Raw genomic sequence first — 26,056 nt, forward strand, 5'->3', positions numbered from 1 at the left:
CCTAATTTTAGAAAAGAAATTATTCTTTAAGAGAAAAAAAGAAAATTTAATGGAGGCAACATGAGGTTGGCCCTGCAAGATTGGCGCTGCTTTATAAAATCTGGGAGCCTAATCCGTCTAAGTAAAGATAGCTATTTGATTGGGTGGGGAACACGTACTTGGTTAGAAGACATTGATGACTCAGCAAGCCCTTTTTTTTATTTTCCTGATTTTTTTCTTTCTTCTCCTTGCCCTTGGTTTCAACAGGAATATACAGCTATCGTCAGCCCCCATGAACTTCTAGCTGCTATGCATAAATATTCCGATAAGCCTCTGCCGCTAAGCTGGAAAAATCCTTACTTAAGTCATTTTGAAAATACTTGGAAAGAATTACATAATCATTTTTACAATAAAAAATTAAAAAAAGCTGTGCCCTATGTTTTTGAAGAGAGTTCAAGTACTATGACACCGGATAGGTTAGGCAGTTCTCTTAAGCATTTAATTAATTATGTAAAAGATCAACAGCTCTATGTCTATGGATATTGGGAGGAAACAGAAGGGATATTAGGTGCTTCTCCTGAAATATTATTCAATTATCATAATGCTTTTGAAGGCCTGATCGAAACAGTAGCTTGCGCAGGTACTAAAAGATATAGGGAATCTGACTCTACTTTCATGCAGGATTCAAAGGAATTATATGAGCATCAGATGGTTATTGAAGGCATACAAGAATCTTTATCTTCTTTAGGAGCGGTAACTATTGGAGAATTACAAATATTACAGCTTCCTAAAATTTCTCATCTTATGACTCCTATCTATTTAAAAATAAACGGGACTGCAGATTTTTTATCTCTTGTAAAAGCTTTACATCCTACACCTGCGTTAGGTGTTTTTCCTAAAGAAGAAGGGAAGGAATGGTTACAGTTATACAATAAAAAAATCGATCGTTGGCGTTATGGTGCACCAGTAGGCTGCCTTTTCGATAGTAAAAAACAAGCTAAATGCATTGTAGGTATCCGCAATGTTCAATGGAATAGTCAAGGGGCAAAAATTGGAGCAGGATGCGGAATCGTGCCCGCTAGTCAATGGCACCATGAATGGCAAGAAATTAATTTAAAGCTTCTTTCGATCAAAGAGATGATATCTTTATGAATATGAATATCCTTTTCACAAAAGATAATGAAGAGTTAGTGATACAAATCTTGCAAGAGCTGCTTTACAGGGGAGTTAAAGAAATATGTGTTTGCCCCGGCGGCCGCAATGTCCCTTTTATCACGGCTTTGGAGAAAACTGGGCGGTTTAAACTTTATTATTGGCCCGAAGAACGTTCAGCTGCATTTTTTGCTTTAGGGCGTAGTAAGCGTATGCATCGCCCCACAGTAGTTTTAACTACCTCCGGAACAGCAGCCGGCGAGCTTTTGCCAGCTGCTATGGAAGCTTATTATACCGGCCTCCCTTTGATCTTATTGACAGCCGATCGTCCTCGCCGTTTGCGCGGCACCGGATCGCCCCAGGCAGCTGAACAAGTAGGCTTATTTGGGCATTATGCTGTCTTTGAACAAGATATTGCCGCTGGAGAGTTGTGTACACTTCAAAAATGGAAGCAAAATGGGCCAGCCCATATTAATGTTTGCTTAGAAGAACCTCTCAATCAAAATTTTAATGCATGGAAAGAGCTAGATAATAGATGTATACCAGTGACCCCTCAAAAGGGAGACATGGAGGCTGCAAAAGCAGCTCTCGATCAATTTATCCAAACAAATCGATATCCTTTCATAGTGGTAGGCGCTTTATCTTCTCAGGCAAGACAAGCCATTGTAAAATTTTTATCGAATTATCAAGCTCCTGTTTATTTAGAAGCAACTTCTGGTCTACGAGAAAATCCTTCCTTACTTGCGCAGAGTATAACTAGAAGCGAAAACATATGGAGAGCTGCTGAAAACGCAGGCTATCCAATAGATGGGATCTTACGCATAGGGGGCATTCCCACCTTTCGTCTCTGGCGTGATTTAGAAGAGCTTAAAGGTAGAATAAACGTTTGTTCTATCAGTGAATTACCTTTCACAGGTTTAAGCTGGGGCTCAAATTGCTTAGTACCTTTACACGATTTTTTTTCTATTTATAGATATAGTTATACTATAAATAAATCTTGTAGCGCATGGCTAAAAGAAGACCAACGTTATCAAAGTAAACTCTTGACATTATTGCAAGAAGAGCCTCAAGCTGAGGCTTCTCTTATCTATCATTTATCTAAGCAGATTCCCTCTTCTTCTTTAATTTACTTGGGCAATAGCCTACCCATACGAGAGTGGGACGCTTATGCCACCCGTGAGGAAAAACATGAAAATATATTTGCAAATCGCGGATTAAATGGTATTGATGGTCAGCTATCTACTTTTCTAGGAATGAGTTCCTACTCTCAGCAAAATTGGGGAATTATAGGGGATTTAACTACCCTTTATGACCTTGCAGCGCCTTGGATATTAGAACAGCTAAAAGAAATAGATCTTAATCTCATCGTCATTAATAATAGTGGAGGAAAAATTTTTGCTTCCATGTATGCAAATAAACGGATACAAAATCAACATCAACTTCGTTTTAGGTCTTTTGCTGATATGTGGAATATGCGCTATGTGCATTATACACATTTACCCAAAGCTATATCCTATGGAGGGCATCAGTTGGTTGAAATTATGCCAGACGAAACAGCAACTATGCGTTTTTGGAATTGTATAGAGAGTTTATGAATAAAATTCATGCCCTTCATGGTTTTTTAGGTCTTCCCACCGATTGGCAAAGGTTTAGCCTTCCTAATTTACATGCATATAGTCTTAGACACGCTTCTCTTGCTCCCGCTGCTGATAAACTATGGGGGTGGGCTCAGCGTTTTAACCGTTTGGTGCAGCCAAGACATGATGATATCCTAATAGGTTATTCGTTAGGAGGAAGGTTAGCACTGCATGCTTTGCTAGATAATCCTAAGCAGTGGCGTGCAGGAATTGTCATTTCGGCCCATCCGGGGATCACTTCCAAAGAAGAGAAAATAAGGAGAGTAGAAGCTGATAATGCCTGGGCAGATCGTTTTGAAAATGACCCCTGGGAGGCTGTTATAAGAGCTTGGAATTGCCAAGCTGTTTTTAGGGGTAAAAGCTTTCCGATCAAACGCTCAGAACATCAGTTTTCACGTAAAAATTTACAAGATCAACTAAGATTTTTTTCCAAAGGCCATCAAGATGACCTATCAGAAGCTTTAAGAGACTTACCCATCCCTATCCTTTGGATCACTGGACAATTAGACACCAAATTTTTAGCTAAGGCTTATGAACTTACTTTTTCTCATCCTTTATCACGTGTGGAGAGCATCGCTCATGCCGGGCATCGAGCTCCGTGGGAGCAATCCCTTCTTTTTCTTAAAATTATTCAATCATTTATTCAAGAGGTTTTATCATGTCCGTAACGTCATTTCTTTGGACGTCTATTAAACAATACGTGGATATCAAATTAGAAAAAACAGAAGAGGGTATTGCTAAAATAACTATCAATCGTCCTGAGGTGCGCAATGCCTTTCGGCCCGAGACTATTATAGAAATGCAAGATGCTTTTGAAGTCTGTCGTAATGAATCTTCTATTGGTGTAGTTATATTAACAGGGGAGGGAAAAGAGGCTTTCTGTGCGGGTGGCGACCAACGTGTTAGAGGAGATGAAGGATATATTGGCGCCGATGGAGTCGCACGGCTCAATGTATTGGATTTACAAAAACAGATTCGTTCTTTACCTAAGCCTGTTGTTGCTATGGTAGCAGGTTATGCTATAGGAGGAGGGCATGTCCTACATATAGTCTGTGATTTGACTATCGCTAGTGACAACGCTCGTTTTGGGCAAGTGGGTCCACGTGTAGGCTCTTTTGATGGAGGCCTGGGGTGCAGCTATTTAGCTCGTATTGTCGGCCAAAAAAAAGCACGTGAGATTTGGTATCTTTGCCGCCAATATAGTGCACAGCAAGCCTTAGAAATGGGGTTAGTAAATTGTGTGGTTCCTTATGAAGAGCTCGAACAAGAAACTATTCGCTGGTGCCGCGAAATGCTACAGCATTCTCCTCTAGCCTTGCGCTGTTTAAAAGCGGCTCTAAATGCCGATTGTGATGGTCAAGTGGGGCTTTTAGAACTGGCGGGAAATGCTACAATGTTATATTACATGACTGAAGAGGCCCAAGAAGGAAAGAAAGCTTTTTTAGAAAAACGCCCACCTGATTTTTCTACTTTTTCTAGGCTGCCTTAAAAGAATAAAAAGTGATTTAAGCAATGAATGGTAACTTTCTTAAAAAGCCAGCTAAATGGCAAGCTTTTACTTGGGCTTCTCGCCCTAAAACCTTGATATTAAGCATGGTTCCGATCTTTGTCGGTACTATACTTGCCATTAAGTATACTTCGCATTTTAAAGGAATAGCGTTCGCTTCAGCTTTGCTAGCAGGCCTTTTCATTCAAGTGGCCGTAAATCTAATTAATGATGCTCTTGATTTTAAAAAAGGGGCTGATAACACAGCAAGATTAGGACCGGAGCGTGCCACACAAAAAGGTTGGCTGAGCTTTCATGAAGTATTATATGGTGGATATTTTTGTCTAACGCTCGCCTTTATCATAGGCATACCTATGATCGTGCAAGGCGGTATCCCTTTTTTAATTTTGCTTATCGTTGCCTCGTTACTAGCTTACGGCTATACGGGAGGGCCCTTTCCCTTAGCTTATTATGGGCTAGGAGAATTGTTTGTGATAATTTTTTTTGGAATTATAGGAACCCAAGTAGGGTTTTATTTGCAAGCTGGTAGGATTGCAAAAGAAGCTCTCTTAGCTGGTTTGCAGATTGGTTTATTGGCAGCCGCTGTTAATGCTATTAATAATCTACGGGATATAGAGAGTGATGAAAAAGCAAAAAAAATAACGATGGCAGTAAAATTTGGGAAAACTTTTGCCCGTTTAGAGATCACCCTTTTAATTCTTTTGCCTTATTTTCTAAGTTTACTTTGGAGTGATCTAGGTTTTTACAAGGCGGGGCTATTGTGTTTCGTGACCTTGCCTTTAGGTTTTACTCTTATACGCTGCATTTGGTTTTATGAACCCTCTAAAATCTATAACACCTTCTTAGGAATGGCTGCTTTATTAAACCTATTATTTGGGTTGTGCCTATCGGTAGGATTTTGGTTGTAATGAAAATTCAATGTTCCTTTTATGAATTAACTAGCAAGCAGCCTATTCAATCAAAAATCCTTCACTCTTTAAGGCGCGGAGCCTTGTTAAAAGTTACCTTTAAAGGGGGAATTATAGGCTATGCAGACTGCCACCCTTGGGAAGAGCTAGGCGATTTACCCTTGCAAACTCAACTGGATTTATTGCAAAGAGGAAAATGTACACGCCTTACAACCCAATCAATTTATTTTGCTCGCGCTGATGCAAAAGCGCGCGCCAATAAACGTAGCTTATTTGAAACTTGTAAAATTCCTATGAGCCATTATCTGATGGCTCATCTGGATGAGTCTAGCCTCAATAATCTTCAAAAGGCATGGGAAAATGGCTTTACTTTTTTTAAAGTAAAATTAGGCCATAATCTTTCATTAGAAGAAGAAATCTTTGCAGAGATGGCTCATTTGTTTCCTCATGCAAAATGGCGATTAGATTTTAATGCCAAATTAACTGTAGAGCAATTTTGGGCCTTCATGGAGCGCTTACCTATTCCCAAGACCTCTATTGATTACATAGAAGATCCCTTTCCTTTTACCTATAAAGCTTGGAAAAAGGCATTTGAAACCTTTCAGGTGCCTCTAGCAGCCGATGAATTTTTTAAAAGCGCCTATGGGCAGCCTGAAGCGGCTCAGGTATTAATCATGAAGCCGGCTATACAAAGGTTGAAGCAGGTAGATATTAGGCAGCGCCTAGTAGTAACTTCTTATTTAGATCATCCTTTAGGGCAAATGAGTGCAGCATATATGGCTTCTCTTACCACCCCAGAGCCCTGCGGGCTTCTATCGCATCATATTTATCAGGATAATCCTTTTTTAGGAATGATAATCAATCAGGGTCCCTTTTTACAACCTGTAAAAGGTTATGGCCTGGGCTTTGATGAGCTTCTTGCAAGCCAACATTTTGAATAAATCTTAAAGGAGGAGCGAAAATCCGGATGGTAAGAGGCTTGTCCTAAGCTAATATGTTGATCATAATATTTGCCTGTGGGAAGCCGAAACTGGAAAATGTATGCACATTTGGGCAGGACTTATTGGTAATACCTATGTAGCATTTTCTCCGGACAGCAACTCGATAGCCATCTTAATCGGTGTATACGACAAGAATGTTCACTTTTGGGAAATTGTCACAGGAAGATATTTATATACTTTATCCCTCGATATTTTTTATTGTGCATCTATATCTCCCCTAAGGCAGGGCATGTTTTTGTTAATAACCAAATGCTTGATTTTTTCCCCTTAGGAAAAAGCTATTTTAGCTTCCAACAAAGAGGTAATAGCAGCTCAAATAGGTGAAAAAAACCTTATAGTTTAGAATAGAATAATAAAGTAGATAGGCTTAGCTACAAAAAATTAAGGCAGATCATGAGCAGATGAGAAAAAAAGTAGGATAGCAATAAAATTTTCTTTCATGAAGTTTGATAAGCGAATTCAATGACGCTCATGAGCGTGATGCAATCATCTAAAGGCCTCTATAATTCAAAAAGTGGTTATCTAATGTATAACAGTTTATTTAAACAGCAGAAGTTACCTGGAAGCTAATTTTTTTTGCTGTTCTATTAAATCGGCATGCTCAGCCTCTTTTATCTCTTTTAAAATTATTATTTTAGCCATTTTTTCCTCGTATTTTTCTTTAATTTTCAGCGGCTCTTTTATGGGCTTCTTTGCCCACCACCACAGCTTGGCATTTTCTTCTATACAAAGCTGGTTTTCAAATAATTGGTTCGTGCATTCTTCATCTAAGTCTGCAAGCTGAGAGGCGAGATGGCGAATATCTTTTAATAGATCATCAATTTGATGGTTTAATTCCATCTTTTTTGCCTTTATAGCATCATCCTCAAACAAGCTATGCTGAGAAGCAAAAGATTGTTTAACTAATATGCTTGCTTTACTTGACTCAAAAATAAAAGTTTCCTCGCAAACATTCACCTTCTCCTCGTGAATTTCAGGGAAATCATGGCTATCAATCTCTTGAGGGGCGAGGGGGAGTGCATTGTCTCCAGCCTCTTCTGCAGCTTCATAATTGACCTCAGCTTTTTCGTGTTCAATATCTGCCAGGTTAGCATTAAAAATGGCTAGTGAAGGGATGCTTTCTTGAGGGGTAGTTAAAATAGTGATACTTTGAGAATCTATCGAAGGCTCTAGGTTTGCTACCTGTTTATCTCGCCTCGCTTCATTAAAAAAGAGGTCATCTCTCTTGTTATCAACTTCATTGTTAGCTAAGTTATCTTTACCGACATCTGAGCTGCTTTCACTGGAGGCCTTCCGGTTTAAATGATCTAAAAAGCCGATAGGTTCACTTAATTTCTCAAGCTCAGCGTTGGACTGCTCTTTTGAATAGCTCCTGTGTAATTTATACGCTTGTCTTTCTTCTTCTACGCTTAGGTTGTTGGCTTCCAAGTATTTGTTGAAAAGAACTATACAAGGCTTTTGGGGATGGCGAGTCATGTAGGCAAACCTTTCTAGATTATCTTTAATAATTAGCTTAGCTTTTCTGTAAGCTTTTGAAAATATTTCTAAAACAAAATCCATAATAGTATTCCATAAGCCTACTCTTACTTTAGATAGGGTACGGCTAACCACACGTTCTCCTAAGGTTCCATGGTTAACAATACATTTAGTCTCGTCGAGAAATATTTCTTTTTCTTTTAAGGCAATTTGAAATTTTTGATAGGAGTTAATCTTAATATACTTATCTAACATACAAAGCCTTGGGTATAATATTCGGCTAAATTATAGGATAGAATATTTATTTTAATATATTTTATGGTTTTAAATGGATAGCATTTATTTGAGTAGTCGATAAGACAAAGAATATTTTAAGTTTTGGGCTTACTATGAAATAGTAAAAAGGCTTTCTTAATTTTTCAAGGGAGAACTAAAATGCTTCTACCAAGAAAGAGACTATTTTCCTATTTTTTACTTGAGAAGATGGATAACAATGAGATAATACTAATTTTTCATGGTGTTAAAGCTTTCCTAATGTATTTTATAGCGATAGGGCAAAAAGCTTAAAGAAATTTAAATTTTATAATCGTTTGATAGCTAACCTATGATTAAGATCAACTGGCAGTCTGCTGAATCGCATCTATTGTTAAACCCTCGTCTTCCTGTAAGAAAACCTTCGCTCTGGGAAACAGGGGAAATGCTTATCAATAAATTTGAGAGGCATCTATGGTTAACCACCTCAGGATCTTCCCAACAAAAGCTGGTGGCCCTTTCTAAAGATGCTTTATTAGCTTCTGCTCAAGCAGTTAACTATCATCTTCAGGCTACCTCAACGGACATTTGGATTAATCCTTTACCTTTGTTTCATGTGGGAGGCCTATCTATCCAAGCACGTGGGTATTTAAGCGGAGCAACAGTTTACACTTTCGCTGAAAAATGGTCAGTGCGGCATTTTTATGAAATGCTTATAGTTAAAAAAGGAACATTAACTGCTCTTGTGCCTGCACAAGTTTATGATCTAGTGGTTAGTAAATTACCAGCCCCTAAGAGCTTGCGCGCTGCTATCGTAGGAGGAGGGGCGCTACAAAGATCCTTGTATACCCAAGCACGTGAATTAGGTTGGCCCTTGTTGCCTAGCTACGGATTAACTGAATGCTCTTCTCAGGTGGCCACCGCTAGTTTGCATAGCCTTTCTACCCCTCAGCTTCCCCCCTTAGAAATACTTTCTCATGTGCAAGTCAAAATAAATGAGAAAGGGTGTTTTTGCCTTTCTAGTCCTGCTTTGTTAACTGCTTATGCCTCTCTTAAAGCAGGGGAGTGGCAGCTCATCTATCCTGTCTCAGAGGGATGGTTTGTTACTGAAGATGTAGGAACCCTATCTCAAAATCTTTTAAAGTTAAAGGGTAGAAGAGGGGATTTCATAAAAATTGGAGGAGAGAATGTAGAAGTGGGACGCTTGGAAGAAATTTTGGAAGGAATAAAACTAGAACAAGGCATCCATAAAGATATGGCGCTAGGAGCTATCCCAGATAAGCGGTTAGGGTATGTCATTCATCTATTTAGCACTACGCCTTTAGTACAATCTGTGCAAACTTTATATGATAAATGTGTACTGCCATTTGAACGTATTAGAAAAGTTCATATTGTGCAGGCTATTCCCCGTTCACCTTTAAAAAAATTATTAAGAGGGGAGTTGATTCGCCTTGCATCTCGGTCTAATTAATATAAATAACTTAAAATCCCAGGGTTTACTCAAGTGATATTTAATATTCTCTTCCTCAAAGATATATTTTCTACTTAAATCTACAAGCCATCCCTTCTCTTTAGAAGAGAGCTATTGAAACATACAAAGAAACCTCTTTTAGCTATGAAATAGCCCACAATTAAAATTTTATCTTTTACAGAATGTCGCCCCCTCATTCAAAAGGAAAATAAAGCCTTTATCAATTGCCTTACTTACTTACTTAAAAGCATAGGAGAGTGTAAAGAAGTTAAGTTAAAAGCTTAGATTAACATTAAATTTAATCACAGGGGATGTATGCTTCTCAAAAAGAAAGTCTCTCTTTAAGCTTTTTTAGACGTTTAGAATTAGCTAAAGGTTTTTAATTACCTTTTTTAGCTACCAGAATGGTAGCGATGCCGCCCATAAGGGAAATCATAGAAGTTTGCTTAAAGCCTGCTAATTTAAGCATACTCTCTAATTCTTGAGGGGATATGAATGAATGAATGCTATTGCACAAATATTCATAAGCTTCGCGATTAGAAGTTACTAATTGGCCCATGATAGGCAAAATAGTTTTTAAATATAATTTATGTCCAGCCTTTATAAATGGCTGTGTAGGTTGGGTAAGTTCTAAAATCCCTACTGTGCCCCCAGTATTTAACACCCGATAAATTTCATTAAAACATTGCTGAGGATGGGGAATGTTACGGATCCCATAGGCTAGCGTAGCGCTTTCAATAGATTCCTCAGCCAAAGGGATTTTTTGAGCATCGGCTTGCAAATAAGTAAGGGTATGAGGCTGAAGATTTAAATGATTCGCTCTTTCTTTAGCACAGCAAAGCATTTCTGGACAAAAGTCTAATAGGTATGCCTTACAAGGTAAATGGCACCTTTTTAAATACTTAAAAGCAATTTCTCCCGTGCCACAGCACAGGTCTAAGTAAGTGGAAGGGTGTTGCTTTTCCATGGCTGTACGAATAAGCTTTTTGTTCCACAATTTATGCATTTGAAAAGAAAGTATAGCATTAGTTTTATCATATTGCTGAGCGATGCTCCCAAACATTTGCTGAAGAGACTGTGGATTATCTTTATTGTAAAGACTCATCTTTCTTTCCTCCTTTCCTACATAGCCCGCAGGAGACGCTCTCATCTGTGCATTTTTCTTTTTGTAATTGCCTAGGAGTGCGGCCGCAAGCCCCAGGCTTAATTTTTATTCTGCCTGTAATCCACCAGCTAATTCCTAGCAGAATAAGAGAAATTAAGACAATGACAAAAGCTATGAAGACAGTAAGCATTAAATTAGACATGCACAAACCTTGTTAAATATCTATTAGGGATAATAGAGCCTACCATGTAAAGCGTAAAGAGATAAATTAAATTTTCATCAAGTCGAGGATAAAAAAGAATAGGAAAGCCCAAATTTTTATCCTCTCTTTATCTTTAAGGCTCAGAATTTTTTACTATATCAGGCAGGTCAAAATTATAGAAAAAATGGGAAGAGGATGCCACGCTAGATAAAATGTTGCAGGCTTGCTTGATACAGCTTAAGTTTGCTGGAATATTAGATTAGGAATGTTTAGCAGCCGATGTTTTTTCTTTAGCAGGAAAAGGAGGAGGGCAAAAGATTAATTATAGATATACAAGCAAAGGAGTAATTACCTATTGATTAGCAGAGGCAAAGGGTATGGCGGTGGCTCAATATTTAAAGGAGGTACCTGAAATTTGATAGGGTAGAGAAATTAGATGATAAGCGATTTCGACGTTTGCCGGGAGTAAGGTGCACCCCCTTTAATAAGATGTTACAAATTTTGCAACAAGCCGCTAAGGCAAAGAAGATTAAAGGCGTGCGTAAATATAAATTAACTTACTTTATGTACATCTGCTCGTTACTAAATCTATTTAATGCGCCAATGGTTTAATTTCAGGAAGCTCGATCTGCTGTCATGAAAAAAGCTTATCAGTTGCATGCATTACAGAGTGGCAGTTTGGACAAACTTTTAGGCAACGCACTTCATGTGAGGTAACTGCACTAGCAGCAGGTAGCAGTTGACGGCTAGCACCAGGAGGATAAGGTCGATTTTCTACTCTCGGTAATGATGAACGATTAGCATTTTGACCTGTCGATGGTGGCTTGGAACGATTCTTAGAATTTTGATTAAGCTGTTTTTCCAACTGAGCTATGGGCGCTTCAAGCTTGGTGATTACCTTTTCTCATCTATTCACCATGGCTTTTAGCTGAGCATTTTCAGCTTTTAGCTCTGCATTCTCTGTAAATAGCTACTCGTCTGAAGGTTGCATACCATTCAATATGTGATTAAGTAAATATATAGTCAATTTCTCTTCTCACTAACAAAAATTCTTAGATTTTCACTTTTTTAGCTTCCTACTAAAAATAAATTTACATTTATTCTTTCTAAAATTGAGGTAATGATGAAGCTTTTTAGGGTAGATTAGGTCGAGCTATTCTAAAACATGAGATGTCCCCCTAGTTTTAGTCTTTCCTAGTTTTAGGCTTGCCTATAAATGTTTTCTTTAATATCATAAAGATATCAACCTTAAATAGGAGTTATATGACTGCTCGTTCGCATAGAGTAAAGGTCACCATTGACGTTTCTGAAGACGAAAGAATTTATATTAAGATGTTAGCCGCTAAGGAAAGGATGACTATTAGTGATTTTATTATGTCCTTTGTTAGACCTAATATTCCTTATGGACAACCCAATGCTGAAACTCGAAAAGCATTGTGCGATGTAGATAAAAGAAAAAATCTTACTCATTGCAAAAACTTAGAAGAATTTTGGGCAGCAATGGGAATAGATCCGCGTGCTTGAAATTGAATTTACCACAGCTATAAAGAAGGACTTAAAGAAGTATCAATATCAAAAAGATATCCTTCTTGCCCTTCATGAAGTTATTGACATATTAGCGAAACAACGTTCTCTACCCTCTAAACACCGTGATCATCATTTAAGGGGTAATTGGATAAATCATAGGGAGTGTCATGTTAAAAACGATGTCTTACTCATCTATCAAATCAATGATAATATTTTATTTTTAACTCGCTTTGGCTCTCATTCTGAGCTTTTTTAAAAGGAGTTGAGGAAGCAATAAATCATTTTTAAGCAGCGATTTTGCTGAGGGGGGGTTAATAACGAAATTAAACTTATTAAAAGAAAAGCCTAGGATTTGGTAAATCTTGAAAAATTTAGGATAAATAATAATAGATTTTTTTTAAGATAAATTTTAGCCACGCAAATCTACGAAGAACCCAAATTCTAAAATTTCTCTTCAAATGAGCATAATAAATGAATTTGGTAGATTAGAGCTAGTTAGCCTTTTTAATGAATTTTTAAAGTATAAAATGCATGTTTTAGTGTGCAAATATGCTTTTAATCAGATGCCTAGTCTTGCCAACATGATAAATGCTAGGAATGAGGAGCGAGCTATTATAAGTGCTAGACGAAATACCACTAAGTAGTCCCTTGTGCAATCCCATACGCTTTAAGAAATATTATGCCCTTAAGTAAGAGAGGCAACTAAGGAAGCTTAAATTTTCCCTTTAAACTACAGACTTAGTTTTTTTAAAGCCTATTGGTTGATAGAATTACTGATTAAGGCGTTTGCCAGATGTTTCTATTTAAGAAAACCTTAAGAAGATATATAGTCTAACCCTCAATTATGCTCTACGCTTTTATATTAAAAAAAGCAGTAGAGCTTTTAAGGCTTACTAAATTTCTTAAGTTTTTCAGCGTCTAAAGAGGCTTAAATGTTTAGATATAACCATTTTATATAAGCTATAGTATTCAAAAAGCTTTACGTAAGAGTCTATTGCAGAACTGGCTACAAAAAACTCTTAGGGTTAATGTTAGACTATAAAAACTTTCATTTTTTATTCGTCTTCATCCTCATCATCTTCTTCATAATCAAAATCATTATCCTCTTCTTCTTCAGCAATCTGAAGAGATTCTAATTTTATAGCAGGCTTAGCATTTTTAGATACGGGGCGTTTAGGTGCACTAGGCACATAATCTACCCAGATAGGAGAAGACCAAGCCATGTGGCCATCTTCTTGCACTACTCTAATATAATAAAAAACAAAGGGAGGTTTTTTATCTTTACTGGCCACGGTAACGGTCTCTAAAGGGGTCATATCATCAAAGGTAAAATCTAAGCTATAGCTTTCGGGATGAAAAGATTTAAGGACTTTTCCATTACGTATAATTTCCACGGATTTTAAGCGTGTAGTACCGGCAACAAATCCTGAAATATGCCTATTAATCAGTAATCCATGTTTTTGAGCAGTAGAAATCTCGCTACCCATTGGCATACCTGCTATATACAGCCCCACAATGATTCTCTCTCCTGTAGTCGCATAGCAAGAGCGTGTATAAAGAGCCTCAGCTAAAGAAGCACGCGTATGCTCGGGTGCAATAATCGCTGTTAAGCCTGGAGAATATTGAACTTGATCTCCTTCAAAGAAAGGTGCATAAATACCACGATCGTCAAGGCCTCCTGCTACGAATCCAAAGCGACAATTATTCAAAAGAGCTTTTTGGATAGAGCCTTCTGCACTTTCTTGCACTCCTACTTTCCCATGCGATTGGATGGGTCGTAGATTCCCTTCTTTCTTTAGACACTCGGAAGAACCCCAAGCATTGTAAATTTCTACTACTCTCTCATAGTCGGGCTCAAAATTTTTGAAGTTATACTCATAGCCTTTACCCATCGTGAAAGTAGGAATAGAGATAATTTCTTTAGGAGAAAAGCTTTTATAAATTTTTTTAAGGGTACTATATTTAGCATCTTTTTTACGTAAAGGTTGTTTATGGTCTTTAGTAAAAACAATTTGTCGAATGCCTTCTTCTTCAGGGATACCAGGCCACTGGGTTCCTAAAAAGGTAGTAAAACGATCATTTTCATCAAATTCCAAAAGATTTTGACTAATGAGCTTCCACATCTCATTGGATGTCTCCTCTTGACTTTCAAAGGGAGAGGCCCCAAAGAAATTCATCCCTTTATCATCTCGGAAGTGACGTAAACAATTTTCAATATTTTCTGTGGAATCAATTCTTTCCGATTCCCCATGTAAAATTCCCCAAAAAACACTTTTGTTATTATCCGCAAAACATTTAATAGGAGGAGATTGAAAGACTTGCTGCGTATAGGTATTTAAAAGTCGGATGGTGTAAATACCTGGCTCATTAAAGTAAAGATTAGGAAGGGCAATAAAACCCGTTTCAGGAACAAATAATTTCCAGTTGAGATTTTCGCGTAAGTGTTCATAGGAAAGCTCTATAAGAGTTTCGTCAGGCGCGTCGCTGGTTAAGTTTCCATATTGATCTTCAAAGCGCACAATAACATCAAAGCGTTTATTACGCGTAACATAAGAAGGAGCTACGACACGAATTGAACAGAGAGTATTTCCTTTTATATCTAAGCAGAAGACTTCTGGTTCACCATAATTTCCTTGCCCTGTTGGATCTATATAAATATGGAAGGGTCGCCTACGCTGAGAATTTGTCTGAGCCCGATTGCCCCCCTTATTAGCTTTTTTTAAATCGGTGGTACCAATCACTATAGTAAAGTTGCTACCCGCTTCTAAGGCACTGGGTAAAATAAATTCGAAATCAGGGGTAAAGTGAGCTGTTGAAGGCACTTCCTTTGCTGAAATCATTTTGCCATTTTCAAGCTCTCCATAGATAATATTTGTTATCTTTTTGATATTAGAGCTTGGAATTTGCCAATCGATATCTCGACCGTTGCTCAGCATATCAAATTTTAGACGTGTACCTTTAGGAAGAGAGGTCGCAGAAGTATAAATAAACTTCCAATTATTAACCTCTCCTGCTTGAGCAGAGGCCGGTTCACAATAGCAAATAGATCGACGCATGTTATGTTACTCCCTAAATTTCTATAGAACTATGCCATTATGGGAGATGTCTTTTTCTTTTTCAAGGGTGATGTGCACCTTGGGTTTTTTAAGTGTTTTTAAAAAAAATTGCTTTTAATAAAACATCTATTTACGCCTCCCAAGAAAAGTTAGAAGGCTATATTCCAAGTAATTATCAATATTAAAGAATATTTTTAGCTATGAATATATCTCACTAAGAGACCTACTTTTAGAACTAACACTTTATATCAATGAGCCAATCGCACGTATACGTATTTAAATTGTCTATGAATTTCTCCTTCTTTGTCATAAATTTCTTGACTCCCAAAACACTTTGGTACAATATTACGGATATTAATGAAAAAATCCGCTATTTTGTACCATGAAAAAAAAATCAAAGCTTGAATTAGCGCTTGCAGCCTTTCGGAAGGAAGGAGGAATTCTTACTATGTCGGAAGCTATTGCCATAGGTATACATCGACGGGAACTTTATACTCTTCGAGATAGAGGAGATTTAGAAATTGTTAGCAGAGGCTTATATCGATTAGTCGAAATGCCTGCCCCTTCCTTGCCGGACTTTATGCCAGTTGCTAAAAAGATTCCACGGGGGGTCATTTGTCTTATTTCTGCTCTAGCATTTCATGAGGTCACTACTCAAATTCCTCACTTCGTTTACGTTGCTTTACCAAGTCAAGCTCATAAGCCTGCCATCTCTTACCCACCCATGCGCTATTTTTGGTATACTGAAGAGCTACTAAAAACAGGAATTCAAGAACACGCGATTGATGGTTGTACATTTAAGATTTTTGATATAGAAAAAACCTTGGTTGATTGTGTGAAATTTCGCAACAAAATCGGCATGGATGTCGTTCTTGAGGCGCTAAAGATGTATTGGCACAGCAGAAAGACAAATTTAGATAAACTCTTTGAATATGCTAAATTATTTCGTGTTAAGAAGATTCTAAAGCCAATTATGGAGACGATTGTCAGTGGATAAAGCTGTTGAAAAACCTAGAAAGAATCTTGGCGAATCGATACGCCAACGATTAAAGAATCTATCAGAGCAAAGAAATCGGCCATTTGATGAAATTCTTCGTTACTATGCTATGGAACGATTTTTATACCGCCTTAGCCTTAGCCCCTATGCAGAGAAATTTTTTCTTAAAGGTGGCCTCATGCTAAAAGTCTGGGATTCAACGGATCATCGCGCCACTATGGATATCGACCTACTTGCTAAAACATCTAACCAGATTGATAATTTACAACGCATCATTACAGAAGTTTCAGAAATGGGCTGCGAGGAAGATGGGATCTCTTTTGACACGCAAAAACTCATTCTTCGCAATACACAAACTGGTGGGGATTATAACGGGGTAAGTAGTAGTTTCTCGGCAAAGTTATTCACGACAAAAATGCCTGTTCTTATTGACATTGGATTTAATGATCTCATTATCCCGAAACCTCAGCGGATTCAATATCCCACGCTTCTCGGAATGCCAAAACCAGTCTTGCTAGGCTATACTTTAGAAACTGTTATAGCTGAAAAACTAGAATCAATTGTAAAACTTGCTCTTGTGAATACTCGGATGAAAGATTTTTACGATCTCTGGACTATCTTAAGGCATCATGAAATTAAACCCGAAAAGTTAAATGTTGCCATTCGCGAAGTGTTTGCGAACCGCGAGACTCCTTTGCAGCGCCCAATAGCATTTACACGGGCATTTTATGACACCAAGGAAACTCAGCAACGTTGGAATAATTTTCTTTCTACCATGGGTAAACAGCAAGTTAAATTTGAGGATGTCATTTTGGAGCTGTCAATTTACTTAAATAATTTTTTTGAAAATTAATCAATCTTCATAAATCTATTCTTAATTGTAATAGACAGGACTTAAACTGACAGTGGTGATGAAAATAAAGGAAACGAGATTTAAAAGCCGCGAAGCTTGAAGCTCTGTTGCTTATCGAAAATGGTAGGGCTAAAGTTTAAGTGAGCGGCTCCAAGACCCACAAGGAGTATCAAACTGTCAAATCTAGCCATTCATCAAAAAGTTATCAAAAACCAAGTCAGGAGTGTTAAAGTTTGCTGAAACATTAGGAAATGTATCTTAAGGCGTGTAAGATGATGGGATATCCTATAGATAGCTTTTATAGATTTAAAGAGCTTTACGAAACTGGTGGAGAGGCAGCTCTTCAGGAGATGGCCCGCAAAAAGTCCTGCATAATAAATAGATTGGACGAGTCTATCGAAAAAGCTGTGGTTGATTTTGCTCTTCAAAAGCCTGCTTATGGACAGTTAAGAGTATGTAACGAGCTTGAAGAAACAAGGAATTTTCATTTCGCCAGGAGGTGTGCGTTCTGTTTGGCTTAAGATATAATCTTTAAAACTTTCCAAAACGCCTCAAAGCATGGTAGTTAAGATGGGTTTAAGAAGAAATGATATTAACAGAGGACCAAATAAAGGCTTTTGAAAAAGCCAAGGAAGAAAAAGAAGCGCATGGCGAAATTGAAACTGACCATCCAGGTTATCTATTCTCCCAAGATACCTATTATGTAGGCACTATTAAAAGCGTTTAGAAGCATTTATCAACAGACCATGATCGATACTTATTCTAAGATAGCCTTCATCAAATTATATGATAGGAAAAATGCGTGGTTAGCAGCGGATATGCTTAAATGATCCGAGTCACTCCTTGATTTGAAAGGCAGGATGCTCGAATTTTGAGAGTGTTAACCGATCATGACAGAGTACTGTGATCCAAGAGAGCAGTATGAGGATGAACTTTATCTGGCCATCGAAGATATTGACCACTTATGCACGAAAGCTCGATACCCTTTAAACCAATGGAATCTGCGCAAGGTTTCATCAGACCATCCAGAACGAATTTTATGCCATAGCTTTTAGGAAGAAAGTGTTTAATAATGTTGAAGAATTACAAGAGGATGGGGATAAATGGATGAATGAATATAATAGCGAGAGAAAACATACAAGAAAGTATTGTTTTGGTAAGACGCCTTTACAAACATCCTTAGATGCCAAACATCTTGTGCCAGAAAAAATGCTAGATAAGTTACAACTGACAGAAAGAGTATCTGCCAGGTAACCCAGGTAACCCATGTTTGTCAATTCAGTACCATTTATGGCAATTCAATTGAAAACTTGCTAACAGATGTTTTATAAAGATTGTGCCACTTTACATTAACACCTTGCTTTTTTATAGAGGGCCACCTTGCTTGACGAGCTGATCCCAATATTGGCACATTTCCGGAGATAAGTAGGGGCGTATGCTTTTGAAATCAGGATCTCTAAAAGGATACTCAGTGTCAATAAAAGCAAATTTTCCTGAGAAAGTATAGGGAATATTATCAGGTCTATAGCTTGATCCATTGGCGCGACTGATAATAATATAGAGTTCATTGAGTATCTCAGGCGTTACCTTACTTCTCCATGCTAAATAATTTTGTTCTTTAGGAACAAGCTGCATGTCTTGTACGATCAATATGGCCACTTTTGGGTCTACTCCGGCCGCTTTAGCAGGTGCATGGAAAGAGGGCAATACGTAAATATATTTCTGGGGAACAGTAAAATGTTGAATATTTTTTTTCTTTATTACTTTTCTTACTAAATTAGCGCCTGCACAACGTCGGGCAAACCATTTCCAACCAGGAACATTACGTTTAATGCGAAGTTCAGTATCAAAATAAAGCTTAATCAAATAATCGGGTAAACTAGGATGTTTAGCTACAATGATAAAACTTCTAGGTTGCTTGTAAAGTATGTTGAAACCTGCTTCCACTAATGTTTGCGAATTAAAGGTAACCCTTGCTGCTTGGAAGATTTGATCTGCAATGGCGGTAATTTTTGAGTTAACGGGTAATAGATGGGGAGCCAGCTCTTTTTTAATTCTATTGTTTATCAGAGGATTATCTACAATATTTTTGCAGCTATAGGTTCGCTCTGCCAAAGTCTTATTCAATGGCTCTGAGAAGAGCTGATGTTCATCATTCAAACTTAACCATATTGAATGCACTTCTTTCTCGCATCTTTTTAACATATCTTTATCATTTATATAATGAGCTTTCTCATAGGCTTCTTTTAGAGGAAAGAGAGCAGGATAGAAAGCTACGGCTCGTGTCCATAAGAACTCAATCTCCGCAGGCTCAAATTTAAGAGGAAAATCGGAGGAATCTTCTTGACTGGTAGATTCAATATTTTCTTTCATATAAAAGAGTAAAGAAGCAATCGCTTGAATAGTTTGATCTTTTGTATCCTCAATAGCAGTGGAGACTTCAGCAAAAAGCGCTACGCAATGAAAAAGAGGTACAAATAACATAAGAAAGGCAAAAGAAGATTTGGGCTTTGTAAAGAATACCATGGTTACCATCTTATTAATAGTGAGTTACTTAGTCTATTTTCTGTTTTGTTTCATTCACGACTATATATTTATAAGTTTTTTAAAAGCAAAAAATAAGTGACTCAAGAAGAAAATATGAATACCTAGCTGCCTTCTTTCAGCAAGCGGAGAAGCCTTAAAGCTATGAATATTGGAAAAAGGGATAGGCGTTTTTTCGTAATTTTTTGATAAACCATCAGGCAAGAAGGCTTTCAGCCTTGCATGCAAGATGCTTTTAGAACCAATTGACTAGCCTTTTCTTTTATAATCTCTATTTTCTTCCCAACTCAACCCCATCATGGCGCTACGATTGGCTACAAAAGATAGCTTCCTTTAAAAGGTCCACGCAATCGAAGCGATTAGAATAACACTCCTCCTTAGCTGGTTAATCGCAATAAGAAGAGAAGCTAGAAAGACGCCAACCTAAATGCCATTTTTCCTGGCAGCCACTGACAAGCAAGTAGACTAGCCTAGCGCAGAAGGAGCTTAGAAATAGGTAAGCCTCAACCCGTTCTATCTTCTTAGAAGCAGTAACTACTCTTTTGGTACTTCTTAAAATAGCTTGATATAAAAAGAAATGCTAAGATTATTCACTATTGAAAATGGCTAGATGAAAATGTAATTATTAATTCAGGTAAGCATAGCCATAGACTTTCCTATAGACCTAGGCAAGAACCAGTATTAATGAATCGATAGATTATCAACTTGTTAATTTAATTATTAATATTAAGGTGTCCATTTAGGTTTCCAGCCGTAGGTTCCCTCAGACTCATCAGATACCATTCAAGTCATTTTACTGCTAAAAAGGTTAAAATATTTAAAAAAGCAGGTAAGATAGAGAAAAGTGAAGGCCTTTACGCTTGCATACCATTCCTTCACCTTATGTTCTTCGAATGCCTACACTTTTTAAGAGAGATTAGAAGCTATAATTTAGCATCTAGAAGCAGCTTTTCAGCTTCAGCTTCTATTTCCCATTTTTGAGCAAGCTTTAAAGCGGTGTTAATTAGTAATAACTGAGGAGATAGGGGAGAGAGAGTAGCATCATTTAGATTTTCAATGGCATCTAAAATATGCTCTCTAATTGATTCATAAGCAGCTAATTTAGAAGATGTTTGTTTAGCTACTTCGTAATATTTTTTTACTATTAAATCATGTAAAGCATCGAAATAACAATCAGCCTTAGGGCTAATATGTTGTAAGCGTCTATAAACTAGTTCAGACTTTCCTGCTGCCTCTTCTCTTGCAGAAGTGAGGCAAGCTATTCCTACAATACTTGCTATTTTATTCTTTTTCTCTTGGGACAAATTAGTTTCTATTTGCTCATGCAAATTATATCCTTCGTCTACTAGATTTATAATTATAGAGTTTGCATAGCCTAATGTTTTTTTGTCTAAAGGCTCTAACAGGAAGGTTAAAAATTGTGGGATGGTACCAAATGAGTCAAGCCAAGTTCGCGGGGAATCCATTAAAAAGGAGGAAGAATTTCTTATAGTTTCCTGATAAGTTCTAATGATTTTAATTAAATTAGCCAGCTCTTTTTGAGTATAGACAAGCAATCTAGGAACTAATACCTGCTGCTCATACATTTTTTTTAAAGACAATCTTGCCATTTCTACACTTGTCCGATCGAGAGAATTTTCTATTATCTCATTATAAATGATTGCTGCTGTTAACAGGCAGGCGGGCCAATTTTTAGACTCTTTAGAATAAATATAAGCTTTGTCGATATATATGCGAGAGAGTAGATGATTTATTTCATAAGTTGGCAGGGAGCTGTAGTAGAGCTCTAAAGGTGTACGGCCGTTAACCTGATAAACCTCTAAATCAGTCGATAAATACTTAATAGCTTTGTCATAACATTCATTAGCTCGCAATGAATTTTTCTCTATTTTGTTATTATCGCCTACTGCCCAAATTTTGCCTGCATGAAAGGCTGCTACACTAGCTAGATAAGGAGGGCATTGAGGATAGCTTTGAAGTTTATAATATAATTTTAAGAGAGAAGTTGTCCTGCTATCATCTTCACTTTTAGCCGAATATAAAGATTCGGCTAAGCAAAAAATTAATAATATCGCTTGTTCAGGACAGAGCTGGTCAATAATTTCCTCCACCAACATGAGGTCGTTCAGTTCATTTCTTAGCATACCCATCAATATTAAATTTAACTTAGATTGAAGGATGACTTCAGGAGGGTAAGATAAATCTCGCACAATTTCTTCGAATAATTTTTTTACAATCTCTAGATTAAGTCCTCGATTTAATGGATTGAAAAAGTTTTTAAAAGCTTCTTCAGCCTGGTAGTAAATATTAATTTTTTCCAAAAAGGAAACAGGGACTACCGGAGAAAAGTGGTAAAATGTGCTTGCTTGCATTGTTTCAAATACTCACGCTAAATTTAAGCTTTAATTTTCGGCTAATGGTGTAGATTATTTTCTCAAACATTTTAAGAGAAAAAAGAGAAAAAATTTCTCTACTTTATCTAATCCTCGTCTTTTGATTTTTTCTTCCAAAAAAACTAGGCTTTAAATACATAGATGCTTTCTTAGACGGAAGCATAACAAAGCTCATTAAATTAATCTATTTCTTTTTACAGGGCGTAGAGCAAGGAAATTTACTTGTTTAGCTAATTTTTTTTACTAGATTTTATGGAAAAAATAATTAATCTAATTAGCTTAGATCTTGCTTAAAATTAGTTATCGAAGCTATACATAGCTAAAAAAATTGTTTGTATTCTCCTAACCTAATCCATTCTTAAGAACCATGCTTATTATTTAAAAAATAAATTTACAACTTATATAGCATTCATGGTAGGAGGGCCAAGCTTATAAAGCTTTCCATATGCTTAGCTTTATTTATAAACCTTAGGAAGTATTGATAGGAGGAGCAAAGAAATTATTATTTCGTCCTCTACTCAATGGGTTTTCTGGGGTCTTTGCCTTCCGTAGGATGATTTTAATGAGCTGGAAAAAAAGATCTTATGTTTATTTGAAGCAGGCACAGTTCGCTAACACTTTTTTAAGTTTTATCCTCAGCCTAAAACATCTCTAATTTTCTTTTTTTTGAGTGAAAAACTATATTTTAAATCCTTTAGAAAAATAAGCCCTCTTTGTATAGCCAATAATTGGAGCTGCTATCCATATCTCTTTCCCTATTTAAAACAGCACCTCTTACTCCTTTTTCCTTGCATAACTCATTTCAGTTTGTCAAAATAATCTCATTCGCTGAATTTAAAAGATTAAATAAATTATGAATACCTCCTCTTTTGATATAAGTTCTGAATTTAAAGTTTCACCTATGATGAGCCAGTGGCAAGCTTGCAAGCAAGCAGCAGGGGAAGCTGTTTTACTTTTTCGCCTAGGGGATTTTTATGAAGCCTTTGATGCGGATGCTGTTTTAATTGCTAAGGAATTAGATCTTACGCTTACTAAAAGAGGCGAGATTCCTATGGCAGGCATCCCTCATCACACGAGTGAGGCTTATATAGATAGATTAGTATCAAAAGGCTTTAGAGTAGCTGTGGCCGAACAAATAGGGGATCCTAAAACCACTAAAGGAATAGTAAAAAGGGAAATCGTTAGAGTTGTCACCCCTGGCACTGTCATTAATTCTACTTTATTATCCGATAAATCAAACAATTTTTTTGCTTCTATTCATCGCGTAGGAGAAGTTTTTGGACTTTCTTTTATTGATTTGACCACTAGCGAATTTAGAGTGGTAGAGTTTGAAAATGAACAAGAACTACTTAATGAAATTTTTCGTTTGCGTCCTTCCGAATGTTTGGTCTCCCACAAATTTCAATCCAAACATCAAGACTTATTAAAAAATCTTCGACAGGCGCAAGATTTTCTTTTAACAGCCCAGGAAGACTGGCGTTTTGAACATCAAACCGCTTATAACTTTTTAATCAACCATTTTGGCGTTCATAATTTGGATGGTTTTGGCTTAAGAGGTATGCTAGCCGGCATAAATGCAGCCGGAGCTATTTTAAATTATCTTCAGGACAATTTGTGCTTATCGATCGAGCATATTCAGGAGGTTCGCACCTATTCTACTTCGCAATTTATGTCTCTTGATCGTATCACGCAAAGAAATTTAGAGATTACAGCCAGCTTATATGATGGCTCTAGAAAAAGTACTCTTTTAAACATTTTAGATAAGACTTGCACTCCTATGGGTGCGCGTTTGTTGCTCAACTGGATAAAGCTTCCACTTCTTTCCATAGAAGAAATTAAGCGCCGCCAAGATGCTATAGAAGCTTTTTTTAATAATAAAGCAGCTATTGATCTAGTTAAACAATTGCTAGGGAAAGTCAGAGACTTAGAAAGATTAATGATGAAAATCAGCTCTGGCTATGCCTCACCTCGAGATTTGGTAGCTTTAAAATGTTCTTTTGAGGAATTTCCCCAGCTTAAGCAAGCCTTACAACGTTTAGCTATTTACTCAACCTTATTAGAGCAAGAAGAACAGAAACTAGAAAATCCGAGCGCAATGACAGATCTAATCGCCCGTGCTTTAGTCGATGAGCCCCCTTTAAAAATCAGTGACGGGCAGGTATTTCGTGAAGGCTATCATAATGAATTGGATGAATTGCGTTCCATCCGCCAAGATAGTAGAGCTTGGTTAGCTAATTATCAAACGCGTTTACGTGAGGAGACAGGAATTAAAACCTTAAAAGTAGGTTTTACACGCATGTTCGGTTATTATATAGAGGTGAGCAAAGGCCAATCCGATCGTATGCCCACAACTTTTCAGCGAAGACAAACTTTGGTCAATGGGGAACGTTATATCACCTCAGAGCTCAAGGAATTTGAGCAGAAAGTTTTAAATGCCGAAGAACGTATTTTAGCTATCGAAACAGGGCTATTTAATGCCCTGCGTGAAGAAATCACCAAGTATACAAAGCAAGTCTTTAGCATTGCTCAAGCTATAGCCAAAATTGATGCCCTACGTTCATTAGCAGAAGTAGCACTTTTCTATGATTATACACGGCCTATCGTAGATCATAGTAGCATTTTACAAATCATTAATGGCCGGCATCCTGTCATTGAAGCCATTAATACGGGAGAAAAATTTGTCCCTAATGACACTCTCATGGATAATGAGGCTAATCTTTTACTGCTTATTACAGGTCCTAATATGGCTGGTAAGTCTACCTATATTCGTCAGGTAGCTTTGATTACCATTATGGCGCAAATAGGTTCTTTTGTTCCGGCTAAAAGCGCTCATATTGGTATCGTCGATAAAGTGTTTACACGCATAGGAGCTAGCGATGACCTTTCCCGTGGCCAATCCACTTTTATGGTTGAAATGACTGAAACAGCAAATATTTTAAATAATGCTACTGCCAGATCTTTGGTCATTTTAGACGAGATTGGAAGGGGGACAAGTACCTATGATGGAATTTCAATCGCTTGGTCAGTAGCTGAATATTTATTAACAACGGAAGGCAGCCAAGCTAAAACTCTATTTGCAACACATTATTGGGAGCTAACAAAATTAGAAGAACGAGTACCTGGAGCAGTCAATTATCACGTAGCCGTGCATGAAGCCGAGGATGTCATTGTTTTCCTCCGCAAAATCGTGCGAGGAAGTACAGATAAAAGTTATGGAATTCATGTAGGCCGTCTAGCAGGCCTTCCTTTACAAGTTATTGGAAGAGCTAAAGAGATTTTAGCGCATTTAGAAGAAAATGCTAATCAAAAAAGCGTTTTTGAACCTTCCAAACCTAAAAGGCAGCTGCCGGCAAAGAAAAATAGGTTTAATGAAAGCCAAATGACTTTTTTTGGATGATCGTCACTAGAAATTACGTTGTTGATAATTAATTTTTTAAATCTATGTTTTTGTATATTTTTAATTTTAATTTGACAGATTAGCGAGTAATATGCGAATAAGAAGATGTCCTTAAAAATAAATTCTTAGGAGGTCTCTTATGGATACAAAAAAACAACATCAACAAAAAAATTCATCTCAACAATCTAACGCAAAAACTAATTCTTCCTCGCAGAAACAAGAATCGCATCAACAAAATAAAAATACTTCCACAAGTAAAAAATAAATTTCTTATGAGTTAGTGATTCCAGGAGCGTTTCTCGCTCCTGGAAGCGCATGATTTGGCCTTAATCTAATCGTCTATTTTCTTATCCCTCTCCAAAGAATTTAAGTTACATAATTTTTTTTAATAATAATAGACAATAATATAGATGCTAATTTGCATTTATTAAAAACATTCAAATAAATTTTTCTTCTCTTTAACATAATCATAATAAATTAAAAAATTCGACTAAAAGATTATCAAGGATAAGAAAGAGAAATTTTTTACAAAGATTGCCTTGATAAACTAAAGAGCAGGGTTGCTATTTTTATATTTATTTTTAAAAGTTTACTGTTTA

Annotated in this window: 18 protein-coding genes and 2 pseudogenes; 13 read left to right on the plus strand and 7 right to left on the minus strand. The window is 37.0% G+C overall.

Going from position 1 to position 26,056, the window contains the following annotated elements:
* Nucleotides 1–60 precede the first annotated feature (60 nt).
* From NEOC84_RS02570 to NEOC84_RS02595, 6 genes are read left to right on the plus strand one after another with little or no spacing between them, the layout of a single operon-like run.
* A complete protein-coding gene (locus NEOC84_RS02570) occupies nt 61–1,131 on the plus strand; it encodes a chorismate-binding protein (protein WP_166155014.1) in 1,071 nt (356 codons plus the stop codon).
* Nucleotides 1,128–2,726 (plus strand): 2-succinyl-5-enolpyruvyl-6-hydroxy-3-cyclohexene-1-carboxylic-acid synthase, encoded by a 1,599-nt coding sequence (gene menD, locus NEOC84_RS02575; RefSeq protein WP_242678170.1) that lies wholly within the window; start codon nt 1,128–1,130, stop codon nt 2,724–2,726. Before NEOC84_RS02570 ends, menD begins: the two co-directional genes overlap by 4 nt.
* Entirely contained in the window at nt 2,723–3,436 is a 714-nt protein-coding gene (locus tag NEOC84_RS02580) for an alpha/beta fold hydrolase (protein ID WP_166155016.1), read from the plus strand. The genes menD and NEOC84_RS02580 overlap by 4 nt, the downstream gene beginning before the upstream one ends.
* Complete coding sequence (menB, locus tag NEOC84_RS02585) at nt 3,427–4,257, plus strand: 1,4-dihydroxy-2-naphthoyl-CoA synthase (protein WP_166155018.1); 831 nt, start codon at nt 3,427–3,429, stop codon at nt 4,255–4,257. The genes NEOC84_RS02580 and menB overlap by 10 nt, the downstream gene beginning before the upstream one ends.
* Before the next feature lie 23 nt (nt 4,258–4,280).
* A complete protein-coding gene (gene menA, locus NEOC84_RS02590) occupies nt 4,281–5,183 on the plus strand; it encodes a 1,4-dihydroxy-2-naphthoate octaprenyltransferase (protein ID WP_166155020.1) in 903 nt (300 codons plus the stop codon).
* Nucleotides 5,183–6,124, plus strand: coding sequence for an enolase C-terminal domain-like protein (locus tag NEOC84_RS02595; RefSeq protein WP_166155022.1), 942 nt, complete (start codon nt 5,183–5,185; stop codon nt 6,122–6,124). Before menA ends, NEOC84_RS02595 begins: the two co-directional genes overlap by 1 nt.
* Nucleotides 6,125–6,739: 615 nt before the next feature.
* On the opposite strand, the gene NEOC84_RS02600 is transcribed toward NEOC84_RS02595, so the two are convergent.
* Nucleotides 6,740–7,915: a hypothetical protein gene (locus NEOC84_RS02600; protein WP_166155024.1), complete on the minus strand. Its 1,176-nt coding sequence runs from the start codon at nt 7,913–7,915 to the stop codon at nt 6,740–6,742.
* Between the two features lie 349 nt (nt 7,916–8,264).
* On the opposite strand from NEOC84_RS02600, the gene NEOC84_RS02605 reads away from it, so the two are divergent.
* Complete coding sequence (locus NEOC84_RS02605; RefSeq protein WP_166155026.1) at nt 8,265–9,383, plus strand: AMP-binding protein; 1,119 nt, start codon at nt 8,265–8,267, stop codon at nt 9,381–9,383.
* A 379-nt stretch (nt 9,384–9,762) separates the two neighbouring features.
* On the opposite strand, the gene ubiE is transcribed toward NEOC84_RS02605, so the two are convergent.
* The 3 genes and pseudogenes from ubiE to NEOC84_RS10040 all read right to left on the minus strand — a co-directional run.
* Nucleotides 9,763–10,488, minus strand: a complete 726-nt coding sequence (gene ubiE, locus NEOC84_RS02610; protein WP_166155028.1) for a bifunctional demethylmenaquinone methyltransferase/2-methoxy-6-polyprenyl-1,4-benzoquinol methylase UbiE — start codon at nt 10,486–10,488, stop codon at nt 9,763–9,765.
* The gene (locus NEOC84_RS02615; protein WP_166155030.1) at nt 10,472–10,690 is read right to left on the minus strand and encodes a hypothetical protein; all 219 of its coding nucleotides are present in this window, start codon (nt 10,688–10,690) and stop codon (nt 10,472–10,474) included. Before NEOC84_RS02615 ends, ubiE begins: the two co-directional genes overlap by 17 nt.
* A gap of 634 nt (nt 10,691–11,324) precedes the next feature.
* Nucleotides 11,325–11,591 (minus strand): annotated as a pseudogene (locus tag NEOC84_RS10040) (DUF6444 domain-containing protein); the annotation flags it as partial.
* A 362-nt stretch (nt 11,592–11,953) separates the two neighbouring features.
* On the opposite strand from NEOC84_RS10040, the gene NEOC84_RS02625 reads away from it, so the two are divergent.
* Together NEOC84_RS02625 and NEOC84_RS02630 are read left to right on the plus strand one after the other, a co-directional pair.
* On the plus strand, nt 11,954–12,214 hold the full coding sequence (locus NEOC84_RS02625) for a hypothetical protein (protein ID WP_166155034.1): 261 nt from the start codon (nt 11,954–11,956) through the stop codon (nt 12,212–12,214).
* Nucleotides 12,207–12,473, plus strand: coding sequence for a type II toxin-antitoxin system YafQ family toxin (locus NEOC84_RS02630; protein ID WP_166155036.1), 267 nt, complete (start codon nt 12,207–12,209; stop codon nt 12,471–12,473). The genes NEOC84_RS02625 and NEOC84_RS02630 overlap by 8 nt, the downstream gene beginning before the upstream one ends.
* A gap of 799 nt (nt 12,474–13,272) precedes the next feature.
* On the opposite strand, the gene NEOC84_RS02635 is transcribed toward NEOC84_RS02630, so the two are convergent.
* Nucleotides 13,273–15,273: a DUF3604 domain-containing protein gene (locus NEOC84_RS02635; protein WP_166155038.1), complete on the minus strand. Its 2,001-nt coding sequence runs from the start codon at nt 15,271–15,273 to the stop codon at nt 13,273–13,275.
* A 382-nt stretch (nt 15,274–15,655) separates the two neighbouring features.
* Here NEOC84_RS02635 and NEOC84_RS02640 point away from each other — a divergent pair, with 382 nt between their 5' ends.
* The 3 genes and pseudogenes from NEOC84_RS02640 to NEOC84_RS02650 all read left to right on the plus strand — a co-directional run bounded on the left by NEOC84_RS02640 (nt 15,656) and on the right by NEOC84_RS02650 (nt 18,377).
* Nucleotides 15,656–16,270 (plus strand): type IV toxin-antitoxin system AbiEi family antitoxin domain-containing protein, encoded by a 615-nt coding sequence (locus NEOC84_RS02640; RefSeq protein ID WP_166155040.1) that lies wholly within the window; start codon nt 15,656–15,658, stop codon nt 16,268–16,270.
* On the plus strand, nt 16,263–17,123 hold the full coding sequence (locus tag NEOC84_RS02645; RefSeq protein WP_166155042.1) for a nucleotidyl transferase AbiEii/AbiGii toxin family protein: 861 nt from the start codon (nt 16,263–16,265) through the stop codon (nt 17,121–17,123). The genes NEOC84_RS02640 and NEOC84_RS02645 overlap by 8 nt, the downstream gene beginning before the upstream one ends.
* Before the next feature lie 193 nt (nt 17,124–17,316).
* Nucleotides 17,317–18,377, plus strand: a pseudogene (locus NEOC84_RS02650) (IS481 family transposase).
* Between the two features lie 111 nt (nt 18,378–18,488).
* Here NEOC84_RS02650 and NEOC84_RS02655 read toward each other — a convergent pair.
* Nucleotides 18,489–19,649 carry a hypothetical protein gene (locus tag NEOC84_RS02655; protein ID WP_166155044.1) on the minus strand — a complete coding sequence of 387 codons (1,161 nt, stop codon included), beginning with the start codon at nt 19,647–19,649 and terminating at the stop codon, nt 18,489–18,491.
* 941 nt (nt 19,650–20,590) lie between these two features.
* A complete protein-coding gene (locus NEOC84_RS02660) occupies nt 20,591–22,039 on the minus strand; it encodes a hypothetical protein (protein ID WP_166155046.1) in 1,449 nt (482 codons plus the stop codon).
* 874 nt (nt 22,040–22,913) lie between these two features.
* Here NEOC84_RS02660 and mutS point away from each other — a divergent pair.
* The gene (mutS, locus tag NEOC84_RS02665; protein WP_166155048.1) at nt 22,914–25,457 is read left to right on the plus strand and encodes a DNA mismatch repair protein MutS; all 2,544 of its coding nucleotides are present in this window, start codon (nt 22,914–22,916) and stop codon (nt 25,455–25,457) included.
* The last annotated feature ends 599 nt before the right edge of the window (nt 25,458–26,056 follow it).

Origin of the sequence: Neochlamydia sp. AcF84, assembly GCF_011087585.1 — a bacterium.
Taxonomy (GTDB): domain Bacteria; phylum Chlamydiota; class Chlamydiia; order Chlamydiales; family Parachlamydiaceae; genus Neochlamydia.